This window comes from Pelomonas sp. Root1237 (assembly GCF_001425055.1).
Taxonomy (GTDB): domain Bacteria; phylum Pseudomonadota; class Gammaproteobacteria; order Burkholderiales; family Burkholderiaceae_C; genus Pelomonas.
The window spans coordinates 246,176-261,837 of sequence record NZ_LMDK01000001.1 but is presented as its reverse complement, the minus strand read 5'-3'; the positions used below and the strand labels follow the sequence as shown (position 1 = coordinate 261,837).

At 66.9% G+C, this 15,662-nt stretch carries 12 protein-coding genes; all 12 read right to left on the bottom strand.

Features of this window, described 5'->3' with window-relative positions:
- On the bottom strand, nucleotides 1-2,367 hold a 2,367-nt coding region (locus ASC91_RS01205; RefSeq protein ID WP_235531770.1), incomplete at its 3' end, for a DNA gyrase subunit B.
- Nucleotides 2,368-2,476: 109 nt separating this feature from the next.
- The gene (dnaN, locus tag ASC91_RS01200) at nucleotides 2,477-3,589 is read right to left on the bottom strand and encodes a DNA polymerase III subunit beta (protein WP_056191286.1); all 1,113 of its coding nucleotides are present in this window, start codon (nucleotides 3,587-3,589) and stop codon (nucleotides 2,477-2,479) included.
- A 239-nt stretch (nucleotides 3,590-3,828) separates the two neighbouring features.
- The gene (locus tag ASC91_RS01195; RefSeq protein WP_056191285.1) at nucleotides 3,829-4,809 is read right to left on the bottom strand and encodes a LysR family transcriptional regulator; all 981 of its coding nucleotides are present in this window, start codon (nucleotides 4,807-4,809) and stop codon (nucleotides 3,829-3,831) included.
- A 13-nt stretch (nucleotides 4,810-4,822) separates the two neighbouring features.
- Nucleotides 4,823-5,575, bottom strand: coding sequence for a FadR/GntR family transcriptional regulator (locus ASC91_RS01190; RefSeq protein WP_056192518.1), 753 nt, complete (start codon nucleotides 5,573-5,575; stop codon nucleotides 4,823-4,825).
- Between the two features lie 29 nt (nucleotides 5,576-5,604).
- Nucleotides 5,605-7,500 (bottom strand): glycoside hydrolase family 97 protein, encoded by a 1,896-nt coding sequence (locus ASC91_RS01185; RefSeq protein WP_056191282.1) that lies wholly within the window; start codon nucleotides 7,498-7,500, stop codon nucleotides 5,605-5,607.
- Between the two features lie 7 nt (nucleotides 7,501-7,507).
- Nucleotides 7,508-8,446 (bottom strand): family 43 glycosylhydrolase, encoded by a 939-nt coding sequence (locus tag ASC91_RS01180; RefSeq protein ID WP_056191280.1) that lies wholly within the window; start codon nucleotides 8,444-8,446, stop codon nucleotides 7,508-7,510.
- Entirely contained in the window at nucleotides 8,443-9,969 is a 1,527-nt protein-coding gene (locus ASC91_RS01175; RefSeq protein ID WP_056191278.1) for an alpha-N-arabinofuranosidase, read from the bottom strand. Before ASC91_RS01175 ends, ASC91_RS01180 begins: the two co-directional genes overlap by 4 nt.
- Nucleotides 9,966-11,279, bottom strand: a complete 1,314-nt coding sequence (locus ASC91_RS01170; protein ID WP_056191276.1) for an extracellular solute-binding protein — start codon at nucleotides 11,277-11,279, stop codon at nucleotides 9,966-9,968. The genes ASC91_RS01175 and ASC91_RS01170 overlap by 4 nt, the downstream gene beginning before the upstream one ends.
- Nucleotides 11,276-12,112, bottom strand: coding sequence for a carbohydrate ABC transporter permease (locus tag ASC91_RS01165; RefSeq protein WP_056191273.1), 837 nt, complete (start codon nucleotides 12,110-12,112; stop codon nucleotides 11,276-11,278). The genes ASC91_RS01170 and ASC91_RS01165 overlap by 4 nt, the downstream gene beginning before the upstream one ends.
- Nucleotides 12,109-13,002 carry a carbohydrate ABC transporter permease gene (locus ASC91_RS01160; RefSeq protein ID WP_056191271.1) on the bottom strand — a complete coding sequence of 298 codons (894 nt, stop codon included), beginning with the start codon at nucleotides 13,000-13,002 and terminating at the stop codon, nucleotides 12,109-12,111. The genes ASC91_RS01165 and ASC91_RS01160 overlap by 4 nt, the downstream gene beginning before the upstream one ends.
- 591 nt (nucleotides 13,003-13,593) lie before the next feature.
- The gene (locus ASC91_RS01155; protein WP_056191269.1) at nucleotides 13,594-14,685 is read right to left on the bottom strand and encodes an ABC transporter ATP-binding protein; all 1,092 of its coding nucleotides are present in this window, start codon (nucleotides 14,683-14,685) and stop codon (nucleotides 13,594-13,596) included.
- A gap of 16 nt (nucleotides 14,686-14,701) precedes the next feature.
- Complete coding sequence (locus ASC91_RS01150; protein ID WP_162247720.1) at nucleotides 14,702-15,625, bottom strand: arabinan endo-1,5-alpha-L-arabinosidase; 924 nt, start codon at nucleotides 15,623-15,625, stop codon at nucleotides 14,702-14,704.
- Nucleotides 15,626-15,662 lie beyond the last annotated feature (37 nt).

Sequence of the window (15,662 nt, the reverse complement as noted above, 5' to 3'; positions counted from 1 at the left end):
CTCGCCCAGGCCCTTGTAGCGCTGGCGGCCGACGGCGCTTTCGGCTTGCAGCATGAGCCAGGCCATGGCGGCGCGGAAGTCGTCGACCTTGCTTTCCTTGGCCTTCTCGCCCTCGCCCTTGCGCACGATGGCGCCGGCCTGGATGAGGCCTTGGAAGCTGAGGCCCGCGTCGGCCAGCACTTCGTAATCGGCGCCGTGCACGAAGTCGGCGTGGATGACGCTGGCGCGCACGTTGCCGTGGTGGGTGCGGGCGATCTTCAGGAAGAACTTGTCGGTGCGCGGATCGGTCTCCACCGTCACCAGCGCGTCGTGCAGCAGGCCCTTGAGGCTGGCGGCGCTGGCGTCGGCGTCCTCGTGGGTGTCAAGCTTGAGGGCCAGGCCGTTGGCCAGCACGTGCAGGGCTTCGATGTCCATCCAGTTGGACAGGCGCGCGATGACGGACTGCGCGGCCACGTATTTGCGGGCCAGCGTGTCGAGGGTGTCGCCCTTGAGGGTGTTGCCGGTGCCGGTGTCCAGGCTCGCGTCCTGCAGCGCGACCTTGAGCAGGAAGCTGTCGAGCTCGGGCGCGTCCTTCAGGTACTGCTCGTGCTTGCCGACCTTGACCTTGTACAGCGGCGGCTGGGCGATGTAGATGTGGCCGCGCTCGCAGAGCTCGGGCATCTGGCGGTAGAAGAAGGTCAGCAGCAGGGTGCGGATGTGGGCGCCGTCCACGTCCGCGTCGGTCATGATGATGATGCGGTGGTAGCGGAGCTTGTCGGGGTTGAAGTCGTCGCCGCCAGCGCCGCGGCCGATGCCGGTGCCCAGGGCCGTGATCAGCGTCAGGATTTCGTTGCTGGTCAACAGCTTCTCGTAGCGGGCCTTCTCGACGTTCAGGATCTTGCCGCGCAGGGGCAGGATGGCCTGGAACTTGCGGTCGCGGCCCTGCTTGGCGGAGCCGCCGGCGGAGTCGCCCTCGACGATGTAGATCTCGCACAGCGCCGGGTCTTTTTCCTGGCAGTCGGCCAGCTTGCCGGGCAGGCCCAGGCCGTCGAGCACGCCCTTGCGGCGCGTCATCTCGCGGGCCTTGCGGGCGGCTTCGCGGGCACGGGCGGCGTCGAGGATCTTGCCGCAGATGATCTTGGCGTCGGTGGGGTTCTCGAGCAGATAGTCGGTCAGCAGGCGGGAGACGATGTCTTCCACCGGGCCGCGCACTTCCGAGCTGACGAGCTTGTCTTTCGTCTGCGAGCTGAACTTGGGCTCGGGCACCTTGACGCTGACGACGCACGCGAGGCCTTCGCGCATGTCGTCACCGGCGACTTCGACCTTGGCCTTCTTGGCCAGCTCGTTGTCGTCGATGTATTTGTTGATGACGCGGGTCATCGCAGCGCGCAGGCCGGTCAAGTGGGTGCCGCCGTCGCGCTGCGGGATGTTGTTGGTGAAGCAGAGGACGTTCTCGTTGAAGCCGTCGTTCCACTGCATCGCCACTTCGACGCCGATGTTGGTCTGCTGGTCGCTCATCTTGTCGCCCTGGGCGTGGAAGATGTTCGGGTGCAGGGTGGTCTTGCCCTTGTTGATGAACTCGACGAAGCCCTTCACGCCGCCGGCATAGGCGAAGTTGTCTTCCTTGTTGTTGCGCTCGTCGACGAGGCGGATCTTGACGCCGTTGTTCAGGAACGAGAGCTCGCGCAGGCGCTTGGCGAGGATGTCGTAGTGGTAGTCGTTGTTCTCTTTGAAGATCTCGGTGTCGGGCAGGAAGTGGACTTCCGTGCCGCGCTTGTCGGTCTCGCCGATGACCTTCATCGGGCTGGTCTCGAAGCCGTTGACCATGACGATCTCGCGGTCCTGCGGGATGCCCTTGGCGAACTCCATGAAGTGCACCTTGCCGTTCTGGCGCACGGTCAGGCGCAGGAACTTGGACAGGCCGTTGACGCAGGACACGCCCACGCCGTGCAGGCCGCCCGAGACCTTGTAGCTGTTCTGGTTGAACTTGCCGCCGGCGTGCAGCTCGGTCAGCGCGATCTCGGCGGCCGAGCGCTTGGGCTCGTGCTTGTCGTCCATCTTGACGCCGGTGGGGATGCCGCGGCCGTTGTCGATGACGGAGATGGAGTTGTCGGTGTGGATGGTGACGACGATGTCGTCGCAGTGGCCGGCCAGGGCCTCGTCGATGGAGTTGTCCACCACTTCGAACACGAGGTGGTGCAGGCCGGTGCCGTCGGAGGTGTCGCCGATGTACATGCCGGGGCGCTTGCGCACGGCTTCCAGGCCTTCCAGGATCTGGATGGAATCGGCGTCGTACACCGCGCCCGATTTGGCCTCGGCCGCGGCGGCCGCCTGCTGGTTGGCGTTCAGGCCATCGGGGTGGTCGGCACTGCTGGAAACATCACTCATTGGAAGGTACTCAAGGCCGCAAGCGGCCGCTACTGCTGTCTGGCTAGAACCCCCGCTTGGCGGGGGCAGGGGGTGCGCCACATTCAGGCACACGTGCCTATGAGGATCGCTAGATCCTCATAGGCATGACCACGTACTTGAAGCCGGTGGTGTCGGGGATGGTCAGCAGCGCGCTGCTGGCGCTGTCGTTCAGGTCGATGCAGACCATGTCCTGGCTCATGTTGGCCAGGGCGTCCATCAGGTAGGTGACGTTGAAGCCGGTTTCGATCTTGTCGCCGGCGTAGTCGATCTCGATCTCTTCCTTGGCTTCTTCCTGCTCGGCGTTGCTGGACGCGATGGACAGCAGGCCCGGCTCGAAGGTCAGGCGCACGGCCTTGAACTTCTCGCTGGTCAGGATGGCGGCGCGCTGCAGGCTGCTCAGCAGCGGCGCGCGGCCCAGCGTCAGGCGGAACTTGTGGCTCTTGGGGATGACGCGGTTGTAGTCGGGGAACTTGCCCTCGACCAGCTTGGTGACGAACTCCATGCCGCTGAAAGAGAACTTGGCCTGGTTGCCGGCGAAGCGCATCTCGATGGCGTCGTCTTCCTTGCCGTCCTTCAAGAGGCGCTGCAGTTCCAGCACGGTCTTGCGCGGCAGGATGACTTCCTGCTTGGGGATGTCGGTGTCCAGCTCGGCCTGGGCCAGCGCCAGGCGGTGGCCGTCGGTGGCCACCAGCGTCAGGTTCTTGCCTTCGGCGACGAACAGGATGCCGTTCAGGTAGTAGCGGATGTCGTGCACCGCCATGGCGAAGTGGACCTGGTTGATCAGGCCCTTGAGCGCCTTTTGCGGCACGCTGAAGGCGGGGCCGAAGTCGGCGGCTTCCTGCACGAGGGGGAAGTCGTCGGCCGGCAGCGTCTGCAGCGTGAAGCGGCTCTTGCCGCCCTGCAGGGTCATCTTGTTGGCGTTGCTGGTCAGGCTGACGACCTGGTCGGCCGGCATGGAGCGCAGGATGTCGATCAGCTTGCGGGCGCCGACGGTGGTTTGCAGGTTGCCGGCGTCGCCGTCGAACTGGACCGTGGTGCGCACCTGGATCTCGAGGTCGCTGGTTGTGAGCTCCACCTGGTTGCCGGTCTTGCGGATCAGCACATTGGCCAGGATGGGCAGCGTGTGGCGCCGCTCGACGATGCCGGACACCGCTTGCAGCGCGCCGAGCACCTGATCCTGGGGAGCTTTCAAAACGATCATGGAGGCCTCTTGGGGGATCTCTGGGGGGCAGTTTCGGCGCGCCCAAGCACAACGCGCGCGCGAAGCTGCGATTGTCGCCCGGAAACGGTGCCCGGCCGGGCGGCGGGGCTCTTGTGGGGGCTACGGGTGAACCCGGAGACCGCCCAGGGCGCTGCCGACCTCACCCCGGGAAAAGGACCTGGGGCGGGCCGCAAAGACCCGCCATCGGGCTGCAACTGCGCCCGGCGCGCCTCAATAGCTCAGTAGAGGTCGCGCGCCGCCGACCTGACCTCATGCAGCAGCTGCCGCGCCCCGGGGGACATCAGATGCCCCTCGCGGGTGATGATGCCGAAGGCGTCCATGTGGCAGGGCAGGTCGATGGGCAGGATGGCCAGCACGTTCAGCGACGCGTAGTAGCGCGCCACCTCCACCGGCATCACATGCAGGGAGTCGGTCTGCTGCAGCAGCGCGGTGATGAGCAGCAGCGCCGTCGTGTCGACGTTGTTGGCCGGCGGCTCCAGCTCGGCGCGGCGGAACATCAGCTCCCAGCGGTGGCGCAGCACGCTGCCCGTGGGCGGCAGGATCCAGGGCTGGTCGGCCAGGTGGGCGAGCTTGAGGTTGTCTTCCTTCAGCAGCGGGTGGCCCACGCGCGCCACGGCACAGGCGGGCTCGACCGTCAGCTCCTCGTAGTGCAGCCCGGCGGCGTTGTGCTCTTCGACGATGCGGCCGATCATGAAGTCCAGCTTGCCGCGCTGCAGCATGTCCACCAGCTGCTTGCTGCTTTCCATGTGCACGCCGATACGCAGCTTGGGCGCCTGTAGCTTGATGCGCGAGATGGCGCGGGGCAGCAGGCCCATGGCCGGCGTCATGATGACGCCCACCTCGACCTGGCCGGCGAGGCCGTTCTTCAGCGACACGATGTCGTCGTGTGCGGCGGACAGCGACGTCAGCGCCATGCGGGCGTGGCGGATCATGGTCTCGCCATAGAGCGTGGGCTCCATGCCGCGCGGGTGGCGCTCGAAGAGCTTCACGTCCAGCATGTCCTCCAGGTCCTTGAGCTGCTTGGACGCGGCGGGCTGGGTCATGCAGAGGACCTCGGCGGCGCGGTGGATGTTGCGCTCATCGTCGAGCGCAATCAGCAGCAGCAGCTGGCGCGTCTTCAGGCGTGCACGCAGGAACCAGTTGGGGTTGGGGCTGGCGTCGGTCAGGCCGTTGGCGTCATCGTCGTCGTCGCGGGCCATGGAGGTGACTTTCTTAAGCAAGGTTCACGCGACCGTCGTTGGCGAGCACGCTGTTGATGTCGTCGCCCGTCTCGTCCAGCTGCACCAGCGTCGCCTGGCGGGCGCCGAGCGGATCGCGGGCCTGCAACGCGGTCAGGATGGCCTTGTGGCGCGGCAGCGAGAGCTCGTGCGTGTTGGGCAGCTGGCTGGACAACGTGATGGACTCGCGCAGCGCCAGCGACAGCATGTTGCCAATGTAGGCCAGCAGGTCGTTGCCCGTGGCTTCGGCAATGCGGCGGTGAAAGGCCAGGTCGGGCTCCAGGAGCTCCTCGGTCGTCCTGGCAGCGGCCATGCCTTCGTAGGCGGTGGCGATGGATGCGAGCTGCTCGTCCGTCGCGGCGCGGGCGGCCAGCGCGGCGGCGGCGGGTTCGAAGATCTGGCGCACTTCCAGCAACGTCTGCACAAAGTCGCGCTGCGGGCGGGACTGGATCAGCCAGTACAGAACGTCGGGGTCCAGCAGATGCCACTCGTTGCGCGGCCGCACGATGGCGCCGGCACGCTGGCGCGACACCACCAGGCCCTTGGCGACGAGCACGCGCACGGCCTCGCGCAGCACGGGGCGGCTGATCTCGTAGCGCTCCAGCAGCTGGGCCTCGGGCGGCAGCTTGTCGCCGGGCTGCAGTTCGCCGCCGACGATGGACAGCCCCAGCTCGCTGACGATGCGGCCGTGCTGGCTCTTGCCCTCGGTCTGGGCGCTGTAGGTGGAGTGGTCTGCTCGGGTTCGCATGGACGCCAGGCCGATTGCTAAAGCCTTCATTATCGAAAGCGCGCGACAAAGCCGCCCTTGGGTGCCAGCGTCAGCTTGGCCGCCGGTGCGGCGAGCTTGCTTTCAGCAAACTCGCGCTCGCCTGCGCCGTCGGTGATGAGCTGGCCCTCGGCCCGGCCCAGCCAGCCCAGGTCCAGCGAAATCTCGCGCGGCTGCTCGTCGGCGTTCAAGCCGGCGACGAACCACTGCTTGCCGGCGCGGCGGGCGATGACGACGAACTTGCCCGGCTCGCCGTCCAGGAAGCGCACCTCGTCCCAGTGGCGCGGCAGCTCGCGCAGCAGGCCTTTCACATAGGCCGGCACGGTGGCCATGCCCTCGGGCGTCTCGGCGAAATGCTGGATGCCCGACAGGAACAGCACGCTCTCGGCCAGCTCGAAGCCGTTGCGCGTGGCGCGCTTGATGTTGGGGACGTCGCCGAACACCATGGGCGTGAAGTCCATGGGGTCGAAGAGGTTGCGCGTGAACGGCAGCATCGCGGCGTGCGTGGCGACGGCGTCCTGGTCTTCCTGCGTGAAGGTCGTGAACTCCAGGCCGCGCACCGCCTCCACCGTCATCAGGTGGGGATAGGTGCGGCTCCAGCCGCGCGGCAGCGTGGCACCGTGGAAGTTCATCAGCAGGCCGGCCGCCGCGGACTCCTTCAGCAGGTCCACGTAGTAGGCCTGCATGGAGGCACCGTCGCCACCGAAGAAGTCCACCTTCAGGCCCGCCACGCCGATGGCCTTCATGCGCGCGAACTCGCGCTGCCGGTCGGCGCGGGTCAGCAGCATGCTGCGGGGCGTCTGCGGCGTGTCGTTCCAGTCGCCGGCGGAGTTGTACCAAGCCAGCAGGCCGACGCCCTTGGTCTTGCCGTAGTCCGCCAGCGCCTTCATCTTGGCGTCGCCGATCTGGCGGTCCCACTCGGCGTCGACCAGCGTGTAGTTCCAGCCCATGTCGGCGGCGTAGTCGATGAAGCGCTTCTGCACCTCGAAGACGGTGGCCTCGTCCTTCAGCAGCGCCCAGCTCCAGGACGCATGGCCGGGCTTGAGCTTGGCCTTGTCGAAGGGTACGGCGGGGGCGGCGAGATCGGTGCCGAGGGTGGACTCCATGACCGTCTTCAGCGGGCCGATGGCGAGCACGCGCCAGGGCGTGGTCAGCGGCCCATCGACTTGCGCCAGCAGGTGGCCGCCGGTGAAGACCTCGCTCGGGTCGGGCAGGCCGATGCGGTAGGTGCCGCCGGTCGAGTCGGCTTGCAGGCGCGACGCGTGAAAGCGTCCGTCCATGCCGGCTTCGGTCAACGCCACCCAGTTGGCGCCGCTGCGAAACAGCGCCGGAAAAATCCAGCCGGCCGGCATGGGCGACGGCGTACCGACGGCGATGCCCATCTGGTAGTGCTCTTCATAAGACGGGTTCACGCGCTTGTAGCCCGACTTGGCGGTCGCCATGGGCTGCAGCCAGGCGCGCGCATCGGGCGCGAAGGCGAAGCTGGTCAGTTCGTCCTTGAACTGCTTGCGGCCGGGGCCGTCCACCGTGTAGCGCAGCGCCAGGCCGTCGTTGGAGGCGCGCAGGGTCAGGATAAGCCTTTGGCCGGCGGAGTTGGCGACGGTGAAACGCTGTTCATTGGCGCGGTAGTCGATGCTGCTCTTCTTGCCGGCAGCGAGCGTGTACTGCTCGCGGTGGGCCTTCACGGGCGAGGTCGCGACGAGCTTGAGGCCGTTGGCGAAGTCGCCCTGCTCCAGCACCAGGCCCAGGCGCGAGGCCAGCAGCACGGGTTGGCCGGCGCGCTGCACCGTGTAGACGAGCTGCTGCTCGGTGTTGACCGACACGTCGACCTGGAGCTGGCCGTCGGGGCTGTTCAAGGCCTGGGCGAGCGCAGGGATGGCGAGCATGAACGAAGCGATGAGGCGCATATCGATCTCAGATTGAGTAAAGGCCATCGGCGACGGGTGCGCCGAAGTCGGGGAAGCCGTCGTCGCGCCAGCCAAAGGCCTGCGCACGCGTGTGGCGGTTGGGGTCGTTCAGCGGGTCGCCGACGATGTCGCGGTAATTGCGGGCGTGGTAGACCAGCAGGTCGGTCCTGCCGTCGGGTGTCGTCGTGAAGCTGTTGTGGCCAGGGCCGAACTGGCTCACAGATTCGTCGGTCGTGAAGACCGGCGTGGGCGACTTGCTCCAGCTCTTGGCGTCCAGTAGATCGGCGTTCTCGTCGGCCCACAGCAGGCCCATGCAGTAGTTGGCGTCGGTCGCGGCAGCCGAGTAGGCGATGAAGATGCGGCCATTGCGCTTGAGCACAGCCGGGCCCTCATTGACGCAGAAGCCGATGCGCTCCCAGGCCAGGTCGGGCCGCGTGATGACGACGGGTTCGGACTTCAAGGTCCACGGGTTGGCCATCTCGGCGAGGTAGAGATTGCTTTCCGTCGGCGGGCTCTTCTGCGCCCAGCAGAGGTAGCGGCGGCCGTTGTGCTCGAAGGGCGTCGCGTCCAGCGAGAAACCTTCCTCGGGCGTCACGATCTGGCCGCGCTCCACCCAGGCGTCAGCCAGCGGGTCGTCGCCCTGGCACTCCAGCACGTACATGCGCAGCTTCCAGATGTCGTCGCGCTCAGCCGCAGCGAAGTAGACGTACCAGCGGCCGGCGATGCGGTGCAGCTCCGGCGCCCAGACGTGGAAGCTCATCGGGCCGCTGTCGTGCTTGTGCCAGATGGCCTTGGGCGTGGCGGTCGAGAGGTCGGCGATGCTGTCAGCGGCACGGATCTCGATGGCGTCGTAGCTGGGCACCGAGGCGGTGAACCAGTAGCGACCGTCGACCAGGCTGATCTGCGGGTCGGCGCGCTGTTCGACGAGAGGGTTGTTCCAGTTCATGTGCGAACGGCTTGGGTGACGATGACATTCCAGGAGGCGGGCTTGAGCTTGACGCGCAGGTGCTCGCCGTCGATGGCGATGCCATCCAGAGCTTGGGGCGCGACGCGGTCGGGCGCGTCGGCGGTGTTGGTGGCATTCAGGTCAGCCGAATGCAGCTGCTCGGCCTGCACGAGCTGGCGTTCAACGCCCAGGCCGCGCAGCGTGATGGACAGGTCCATCTCTTCGCTCAGGTGGCGGTTTAGCACGAAGACGGCGGTGCGGCCGGTGGCCGGATCGTCGACGACGCTGGCGCACAGATAGGGCAGCTCGCCGTGCCTCGCGTCGGCGAAGCCGGGCGACTTGACGACCGAACGCAGCACATCGCCATGCGCCCAGCGCGCCGCCTGTGCGAACGGATGGAAGATGGTCTGCCGCCACGCCCCGCCGCCGGGCTCGGTCATGATGGGGGCGATGACGTTGCACAGCTGCGCCATGCAGGCGACCTTGAGCCGGTCCGCATGGTTCATGAACATCGTCAACATGCCGCCGATGAGCAGCGCGTCTTCCGCGGTGTAGACCTCTTCCAGCAGGCGCGGCGCCTCGGGCCAGCCGGCCTGCTTGAGGTGCTCGCCGTGGCGGGCGCGGTACCAGACGTTCCATTCGTCGAAGGACAGCTTCAGGCGCTTGCTGGAGCGCTTGCGCGTGGCGACCGAGTCGGCAATGGCGACCGTGTCCTCGATGTAGCGCGCATTCGTCTCGATCTGCGCGAAGAAGCTCTCGGTGCTCGTGTCCGCAGGCGGCTTCACGAAGTAGCTATGCAGCGACAGGTAGTCCACGAACTCGAAGCAGTGCTCCAGCACACGGTCTTCCCACACGCCGTAGGTCGGCATGTCGTAGGCCGACGAGCCGCAGGCGGCCAGCTCGATGGTCGGGTCCACCCAGCGCATCAGCTTGGCGGTCTCCTTGGCGATGCGGCCGTATTCGTCGGGCGTCTTCTGGCAGATCTGCCAGGGGCCATCCATCTCGTTGCCCAGGCACCAGAACTTGATGCCGAGTGGCTCTTCCGCGCCATGCGAGCGGCGCAGGTCCGACAGCGCCGTGCCGCCTGGGTGGTTGCAGTATTCGAGATAGTGGCGCGCCTCGTCCGGCCCGCGCGTGCCGAGGTTGACGCCGAACATCGGCTCGACGCCAACCTTGCGGCACCAGGCCATGAACTCGTGCGTGCCGACCTGGTTGGTCTCGGTGGAGAACCAGGCCAGGTCCAGCCGGCGCGGGCGCTGGTCCTTCGGGCCGACGCCGTCTTCCCAGTTGTAGCCCGACATGAAGTTGCCGCCGGGATAGCGCACGATGGTGGCGCCGAGTTCGCGCGTCAGGTCTGCCACGTCACCGCGAAAGCCGTGCTCGTCGGCGGTCGGGTGCGTCGGTTCATGGATGCCGTTGTAGACACAGCGGCCCAGGTGCTCGACGAACACACCGAACAGGCGGCGGTCCAGTGGCGCGAGGTCGAAGTCGCGGTCGACGGTGAGCTTGGCTTCAAACGTCATCGGCGGGCTTTCTTCAAGGCTTTGTTGACGCGCTTCTCGACGCTGGCCTGCACCTCGTCGACCGGCTTGCCGGAGATCATCACGTTGGCCACGTCCTCGCCGATCAGCAACTCGATGCCGCGCTGCGTCGGCACGTTGCCGGGCATGCCGACGCCGGTCTGCGTGATCTCGGTCAGCGCCGCGCGCAGCGGCAGCGCGCGAAAGGCGTCACTTTGCGCCACGGTCTTGCTGACGGGCAGGTGACCGGTGCGCGACCACTCGGCGCTGTGGTCCCAGACGAACTTCAGGAACTTGGACGCCGCCTCGTGGGCCTTGGCATCCTTGGCACCGCCCTTGAACAGCGCCCAGGAGTGGCCGTCGGCGAACACGGCGGGCTTGTCGTAGAGCTGCTGGAAGGGCTTCACGGTGTAGGCGCCCTGGAGCTTGGACTCCGGCTTTTGCGACTCGCGCAGGAACTGGTCGATGGTCCAGGTGCCGACGACCACGACGCCCGCCTCGCCGTTCAGGAAAGCCTGGTTGGCCGCGGCGTAGTCGAGGTTGGGCCGCACATGGCCTTCGCGGTACAGCGTCTGCATCAGCGTCAGCGCGTTGACGACGGCGGGCTGGTGCATGTCGATGGTCTTGCCGTCGGCGGAGAACAGCTGGGCGTTCTGCTGCGCGACGAGCGTCAGGAAGGTGCGGTCGTTCGCCGCCGTCTCATTGGCCACGGCCCAGGCGAAATAAGGCTTGCCGGTCTTCTGCTTGAACTGCCGCGCCTGTGCCAGCAGCTCTTCGGGTGAACGCGGAAGCGCATCGAGCCCGGCCTTCTTCATCAAGCCGGTATTGATGTGCCACAGCCAGGCCCAGGTGTCGAAGGGCAGCGCATAGGTCTGGCCATTGAACGAGGTGCCGCGGCGCGCGTGTTCGGTGAAGTCGTCCACCGGCACGCCGACGCGCTTGAAGTCATCGTCCAGGGGCAGCACCAGCTTGCGGCGCACGTAGTCGCCCAGAGCCGACTCGTGCATGACGGCGATGGTCGGGATGTCCTTGGAGACGAGGCGCGCGGTGAGCTGGTCGTAGTACGGACCCCACTCGCCGATCTGCGTCTTGACGACGATGCCATCGGTGTTGGTCGCGTTGAACTCGTTGACCAGCGCCGTGACGATGCCGCATTCGCCGACGCCCTCGGACGTCTTCACGACCTGGCCGTATTGCGCCTCGCAGCTGCCGAAGAAGCGCATCAGCGTGATCTCGGTCTTGCCCGAGTTGTCCTTGCCCGCGCCACAGGCGGCGAGCAGCGCGGCGACCGCACACACGAGCAGGCGCTTCATGACTTGCCCGTCCCTGCGACGGCCGTCACCAGATGGCGTTGGAAGAAGAGATACAGCATCAGTGCCGGCATGCCGGCGAACACGGCTTGGGCCATCAGGAAACCCAAACCTTCCGACTGCGCGAAGTTGGTCTGCGTGGACGCCAAGCCGCGGGTCAGCGTGTACATGTCCGGCTGCGTCGCGATGACCAGCGGCCAGAGGTAGTCGTTCCAGCAGCCCAGGAAGGTGAAGATGCCCAGCGTGGCCTGCGCCGGCAGCGTCAGCGGCAGGATGATGGTCAGGAAGGTCTTGAAGCGCGACGCGTTGTCCAGCAGCGCGGCCTCTTCCAGCTCAGCCGGGATGGCCTTGAAGTACTGCGTCATCAGGTAGACGCCGAAGGGCGCGGCCAGGCCCGGCAGCGTCAGGCCGGCGATGGTGTTCTGCAGGTTCCAGTCCGAGAACAGGCGGTGCAGCGGGATGAAGACCGACTGCGCCGGCACCGCCAGGCCGAACATGACCAGCGCAAACAGCCACTTGCGGCCCGGGAACTCGCAGCGCGCGAAGCCGTAGCCGGCCAGCGACGAGAGCACCAGCACGCCCACCGTCTGCAACAGCGCGACCAGCGCGCTGTTGCCCAGCCAGCGGAACACCTGCGAGGTCTGCAGGATGTCGAGGTAGTTGGCCAGTGTGTAGGGCGGCGCGAGGAAGGCGTCGGTGTGCGTCAGCAGGAACTCGTTGGGCTTGAAGGACAGGGCCAGCACCCACAGCAGCGGCGCCATCCAGACGAGGGCCAGCAGCGTCAGTGCGGCCATGACGGCACGGTCGAACCAGCCGCGGCGAAGCAACGGGTTCATCGCTGGCCTCCGCGGTCACGCTCGAGCCATAGCTGAGTGGAGACGCCGATCAGCATGATGGCCAGCAGCACCTGCGACGCGGCCGTGGCGTAGCCCAGCGAGAGCTGCATGAACGCCTGCTCGTAGATGAACTGCACGACCGAGCGCGTCGTGTTGTTGGGCCCGCCGTTGGTCATCAGCATGATCTGCGGGAAGACCTGGAACTGGCGGATCACCTCGATCAGCGCGACGAGGATGATGGCGCGCTTGAGGCTGGGCAGCGTGATGTGCGTGAACACGCGCCAGCGCGGCGTGTTGTCCAGCGCCGCAGCCTCGTAGATGTCTGACGGGATCTGCTGCAGCGCCGACAGGAACATGATCATCGGCAGGCCGATGATCCACCACACGGTCACCAGCGCCACGGTCAGCAGCGCGAGGTTGTCGCTGGTCAGCAGCGGCAGTTCGGTCAGGCCCATCGCATTGAAGAACTGCGCGATGAGGCCGCGTTCGGGCATCAATGCCAGCTTCCAGACCAGCGTGATCAGCGTGACCGAAAACACCGAGGCGCAGAAGAAGGTGGCGCGCAGAAAGGTGGCCAGCTTGCCGGAGCGGTTGAGTGCCAGCGCCAGCATCAGCGACAGCACGACGAAGACGGGCGTGCTGATGAGGACGAAGCGCAGGGTGTTCCAGACGACCTGGTGAAAGACCTCGTCGCCCCACAGTTCCTGGTAGTTGCCAAGGCCGACCCAGAAGCTGTCGTTGGACAGCAGGTCGTGGTCGTGGAAGCTCGTGTAGATGCCTTTGGCCAGGGGCCAGAGCAGCAGCAGGGCGTAGAGGGTGACGAAGGGGAGGACGAAGAGGGCGTAGGCGGGGCGCGAGGCGCGGAGGCCGACAGCGGAGGTGGTGCTCATGCCGAGACCTCCAGCAACGCGTGAGACTGTTGCCGGGATTTCGCCCCGGCGGGCGACCTACTTTCTGGGCCGCCAGAAAGTAGGCAAAGAGCTCCCCCCGAACGCCCCGCCCTCGCGTTGCTCGGGTTCCCTGCGGTACTCAGACCCGAAGCCCCGCGCCGAACTCGCGCCGCTACGCTCTGCTCAAACAAGCGTCGCGAGTCAGTTCTTGAGGCGAGCTTCGCTCGCGGGCTTCGGGTCTTCCGCTCCTCGGCGGGGCTAAAGGGGGCATACGAAATACATCCACCGGCCGGCTTTCGGGTTTGGCTGTTGGCTGCTGGGCTGTTCGGTGCCTCCCCTTCTAAACCGCCGAGAAGCGCAGAAGCTCGGGGCGCGAGCGAAGCGAGCCTCAAGCTCTGACTTCGCACCCCTTTGTTTGAACGGAGCGTAGCGAAGTGAGTTGGGTGCGGCCCCGGGCTTCGAGCCGAGCATCGCAGGGGACCCCGACAGGGGCGGTTTCGCAGGGGAGAGCTTTTTGCCTACTTTTTGGCGGCGCAAAAAGTAGGTCGGCCGCCGGGACGAACCCCCGGCTGGGCCTGGCCGCAAAGGCGCTCATTGAAGAGCCTCCTGCGCATGATGCGCAAGACCAGCCTCGTCAAACAGATGCGCCTCAGCCACATCCACACTCACCGCAACATGCGAGCCGAGCCGCAGCGACACCCCCGCCGGCACCGTCACGATCAACGGCGTACCGCCCTCCAGCTTCAGATGCGCCAACGTCCGCTCGCCGAGGAACTCGACCAGTTCGACCCGACCCCGCAGCGGCCCCTGCTCCGCCACCCGCAGGTTCTCCGGCCGCACCCCCAGCACCAGACCCTGCGACGCCAAACCATCAGCCGCAACACGCGTCACGACGGAAGCGCCACCCGGCACCGTGACAACAGCGCGCCCCCGGTCATCCGCCGCCCGCTCCACCGGCACAAAGCCCATCCCCGGCGTCCCAATGAAGCTCGCCACGAACTTCGTCGCCGGCCGCCGATACAGCTCCGCCGGTGTCGCCACCTGCTCTATGGCGCCGCCCTTCATCACCACGATGCGCGTCGCCAGCGTCATCGCCTCGATCTGGTCGTGCGTGACGAACACCATCGTCGCGCCCAGGCGCTGGTGCAATTGCGCCAGCTCCAGCCGCGTGCGGCCACGCAGCGCTGCATCCAGATTCGAGAGCGGTTCGTCGAACAGGAAGATGCCCGGCTCCTTGACGACCGCGCGGCCGATGGCGACACGCTGGCGCTGGCCGCCCGACAACTGCCCCGGCTTGCGGTCCAGCAGCGTGTCCAACTCCAGCATGCGGGCCGACTCCTGGATGCGCTTGGTGATCTCGTCGGCCGGGATGCCGATGTTCCTCAGGCCAAACGCCAGGTTCTCACGCACGCTCATGTGCGGGTACAGCGCGTAGTGCTGGAACACCATGGCCAGGTTGCGCTGCCCCGGCGGGGCGACGGTGACGTCGCGGTCGCCGATCAGGATGCGCCCGCCGCTGACTTCCTCCAGCCCCGCGACCATGCGCAGCAGGCTGGTTTTGCCGCAGCCCGAGGGGCCGAGGAAGACGACGAACTCGCCTTCGGCCACGTCCAGCGACAGGTTCTCGATGACCTGCACCGCGCCGTAGCGCTTGCAGACGTTCTCCAACTTCAGGCCAGCCACGTTGGGTGTCTCCGGTTCATTCTTCTTGGGGGATCACGGGCCAGCCATCGTCGGACCAGCTCAGGCGCTTGATGCGCAGATGCGGCTTGCCGCCGCGCTCGGTGTCGTAGGCGTGATGGACCAGCCAGTCGCCGACGATGTCCTGGTGGCCGGGGCCCTTCCAGCGCGCGCCGCTCGAGAGCAGCACTGTGCCGCCCGCATCCATCAGGTCCTTGCCATCGCGATCGAGGTACGGGCCTGTCACGCCGCGAGCGCGGCCGACGCGGATGTTGTAGGTGCTCGCGGCGCCTCGGCAGCACAGGTCGTAGGAAGCGAACAGATAGACCCAGTCGCCATGGCGAACCATCGTCGGCGCTTCGATGCCGCCCTTGCGGCGGGCGATGAAGCGCGTCTCGCCGATGGGGCGCAGCGTGTCGGCACCCAGTTCGGTCAGGCGGACGCCGCCCCAGAAGGAGCCGTAGCTCAGCCACAGGCGTCCGTCGGTGTCGACGAAGAGGTCGGGGTCGATGGCATTGAAGCCGTCCTCGGCGCGGCTCTGCACGACCAGGCCCTCATCGCGCCAGTCGCCGTCGGGCCTGTCGCTGCTGGCCAGGCCGATGGCCGATCGATTCTTGCCGAAGGTGGAGACGGAATACAGAACCCAGGCGCGGCCGCGATGCTGGAAGAGCTTGGGCGCCCACACGTCCAGGCCCTTGTGCTCGGGCACCGCGTCGGCCCACCAGGTGGGTGGCTCGCCGAACATGGGCGCCAGGCGGCGCCAGGTCGTGCCGGCATCATCAGACGCCAGCCGCTGCAGGCCACGGCCGGTCGTGAAGACGAACCAGCGGTCGCCCTGGATCAGCAGCGTCGGGTCATGCGCGCCCGTGTCGCCCTGCGGCTCCCATGCCCACGCATCGCCGGCAAGGAGCCACGCGGAACACAGGATCAGGAGCAATCGCATCACATGCATCTCCGTACGCCGAAGCTCGGCGGCGCGG

Excerpts from the sequence above, each read along its gene's own strand:
- ASC91_RS01190 (WP_056192518.1), bottom strand. The coding sequence starts at position 5,575 with ATGCGAACCCGAGCAGACCACTCCACCTACAGCGCCCAGACCGAGGGC.
- ASC91_RS01185 (WP_056191282.1), bottom strand. The coding sequence starts at position 7,500 with ATGCGCCTCATCGCTTCGTTCATGCTCGCCATCCCTGCGCTCGCCCAG.
- ASC91_RS01150 (WP_162247720.1), bottom strand. The coding sequence starts at position 15,625 with ATGCGATTGCTCCTGATCCTGTGTTCCGCGTGGCTCCTTGCCGGCGAT.
- ASC91_RS01165 (WP_056191273.1), bottom strand. The coding sequence starts at position 12,112 with ATGAACCCGTTGCTTCGCCGCGGCTGGTTCGACCGTGCCGTCATGGCC.
- dnaN (WP_056191286.1), bottom strand. The coding sequence starts at position 3,589 with ATGATCGTTTTGAAAGCTCCCCAGGATCAGGTGCTCGGCGCGCTGCAA.
- ASC91_RS01160 (WP_056191271.1), bottom strand. The coding sequence starts at position 13,002 with ATGAGCACCACCTCCGCTGTCGGCCTCCGCGCCTCGCGCCCCGCCTAC.
- ASC91_RS01195 (WP_056191285.1), bottom strand. The coding sequence starts at position 4,809 with ATGGCCCGCGACGACGACGATGACGCCAACGGCCTGACCGACGCCAGC.
- ASC91_RS01180 (WP_056191280.1), bottom strand. The coding sequence starts at position 8,446 with ATGAACTGGAACAACCCTCTCGTCGAACAGCGCGCCGACCCGCAGATC.
- ASC91_RS01170 (WP_056191276.1), bottom strand. The coding sequence starts at position 11,279 with ATGAAGCGCCTGCTCGTGTGTGCGGTCGCCGCGCTGCTCGCCGCCTGT.
- ASC91_RS01175 (WP_056191278.1), bottom strand. The coding sequence starts at position 9,969 with ATGACGTTTGAAGCCAAGCTCACCGTCGACCGCGACTTCGACCTCGCG.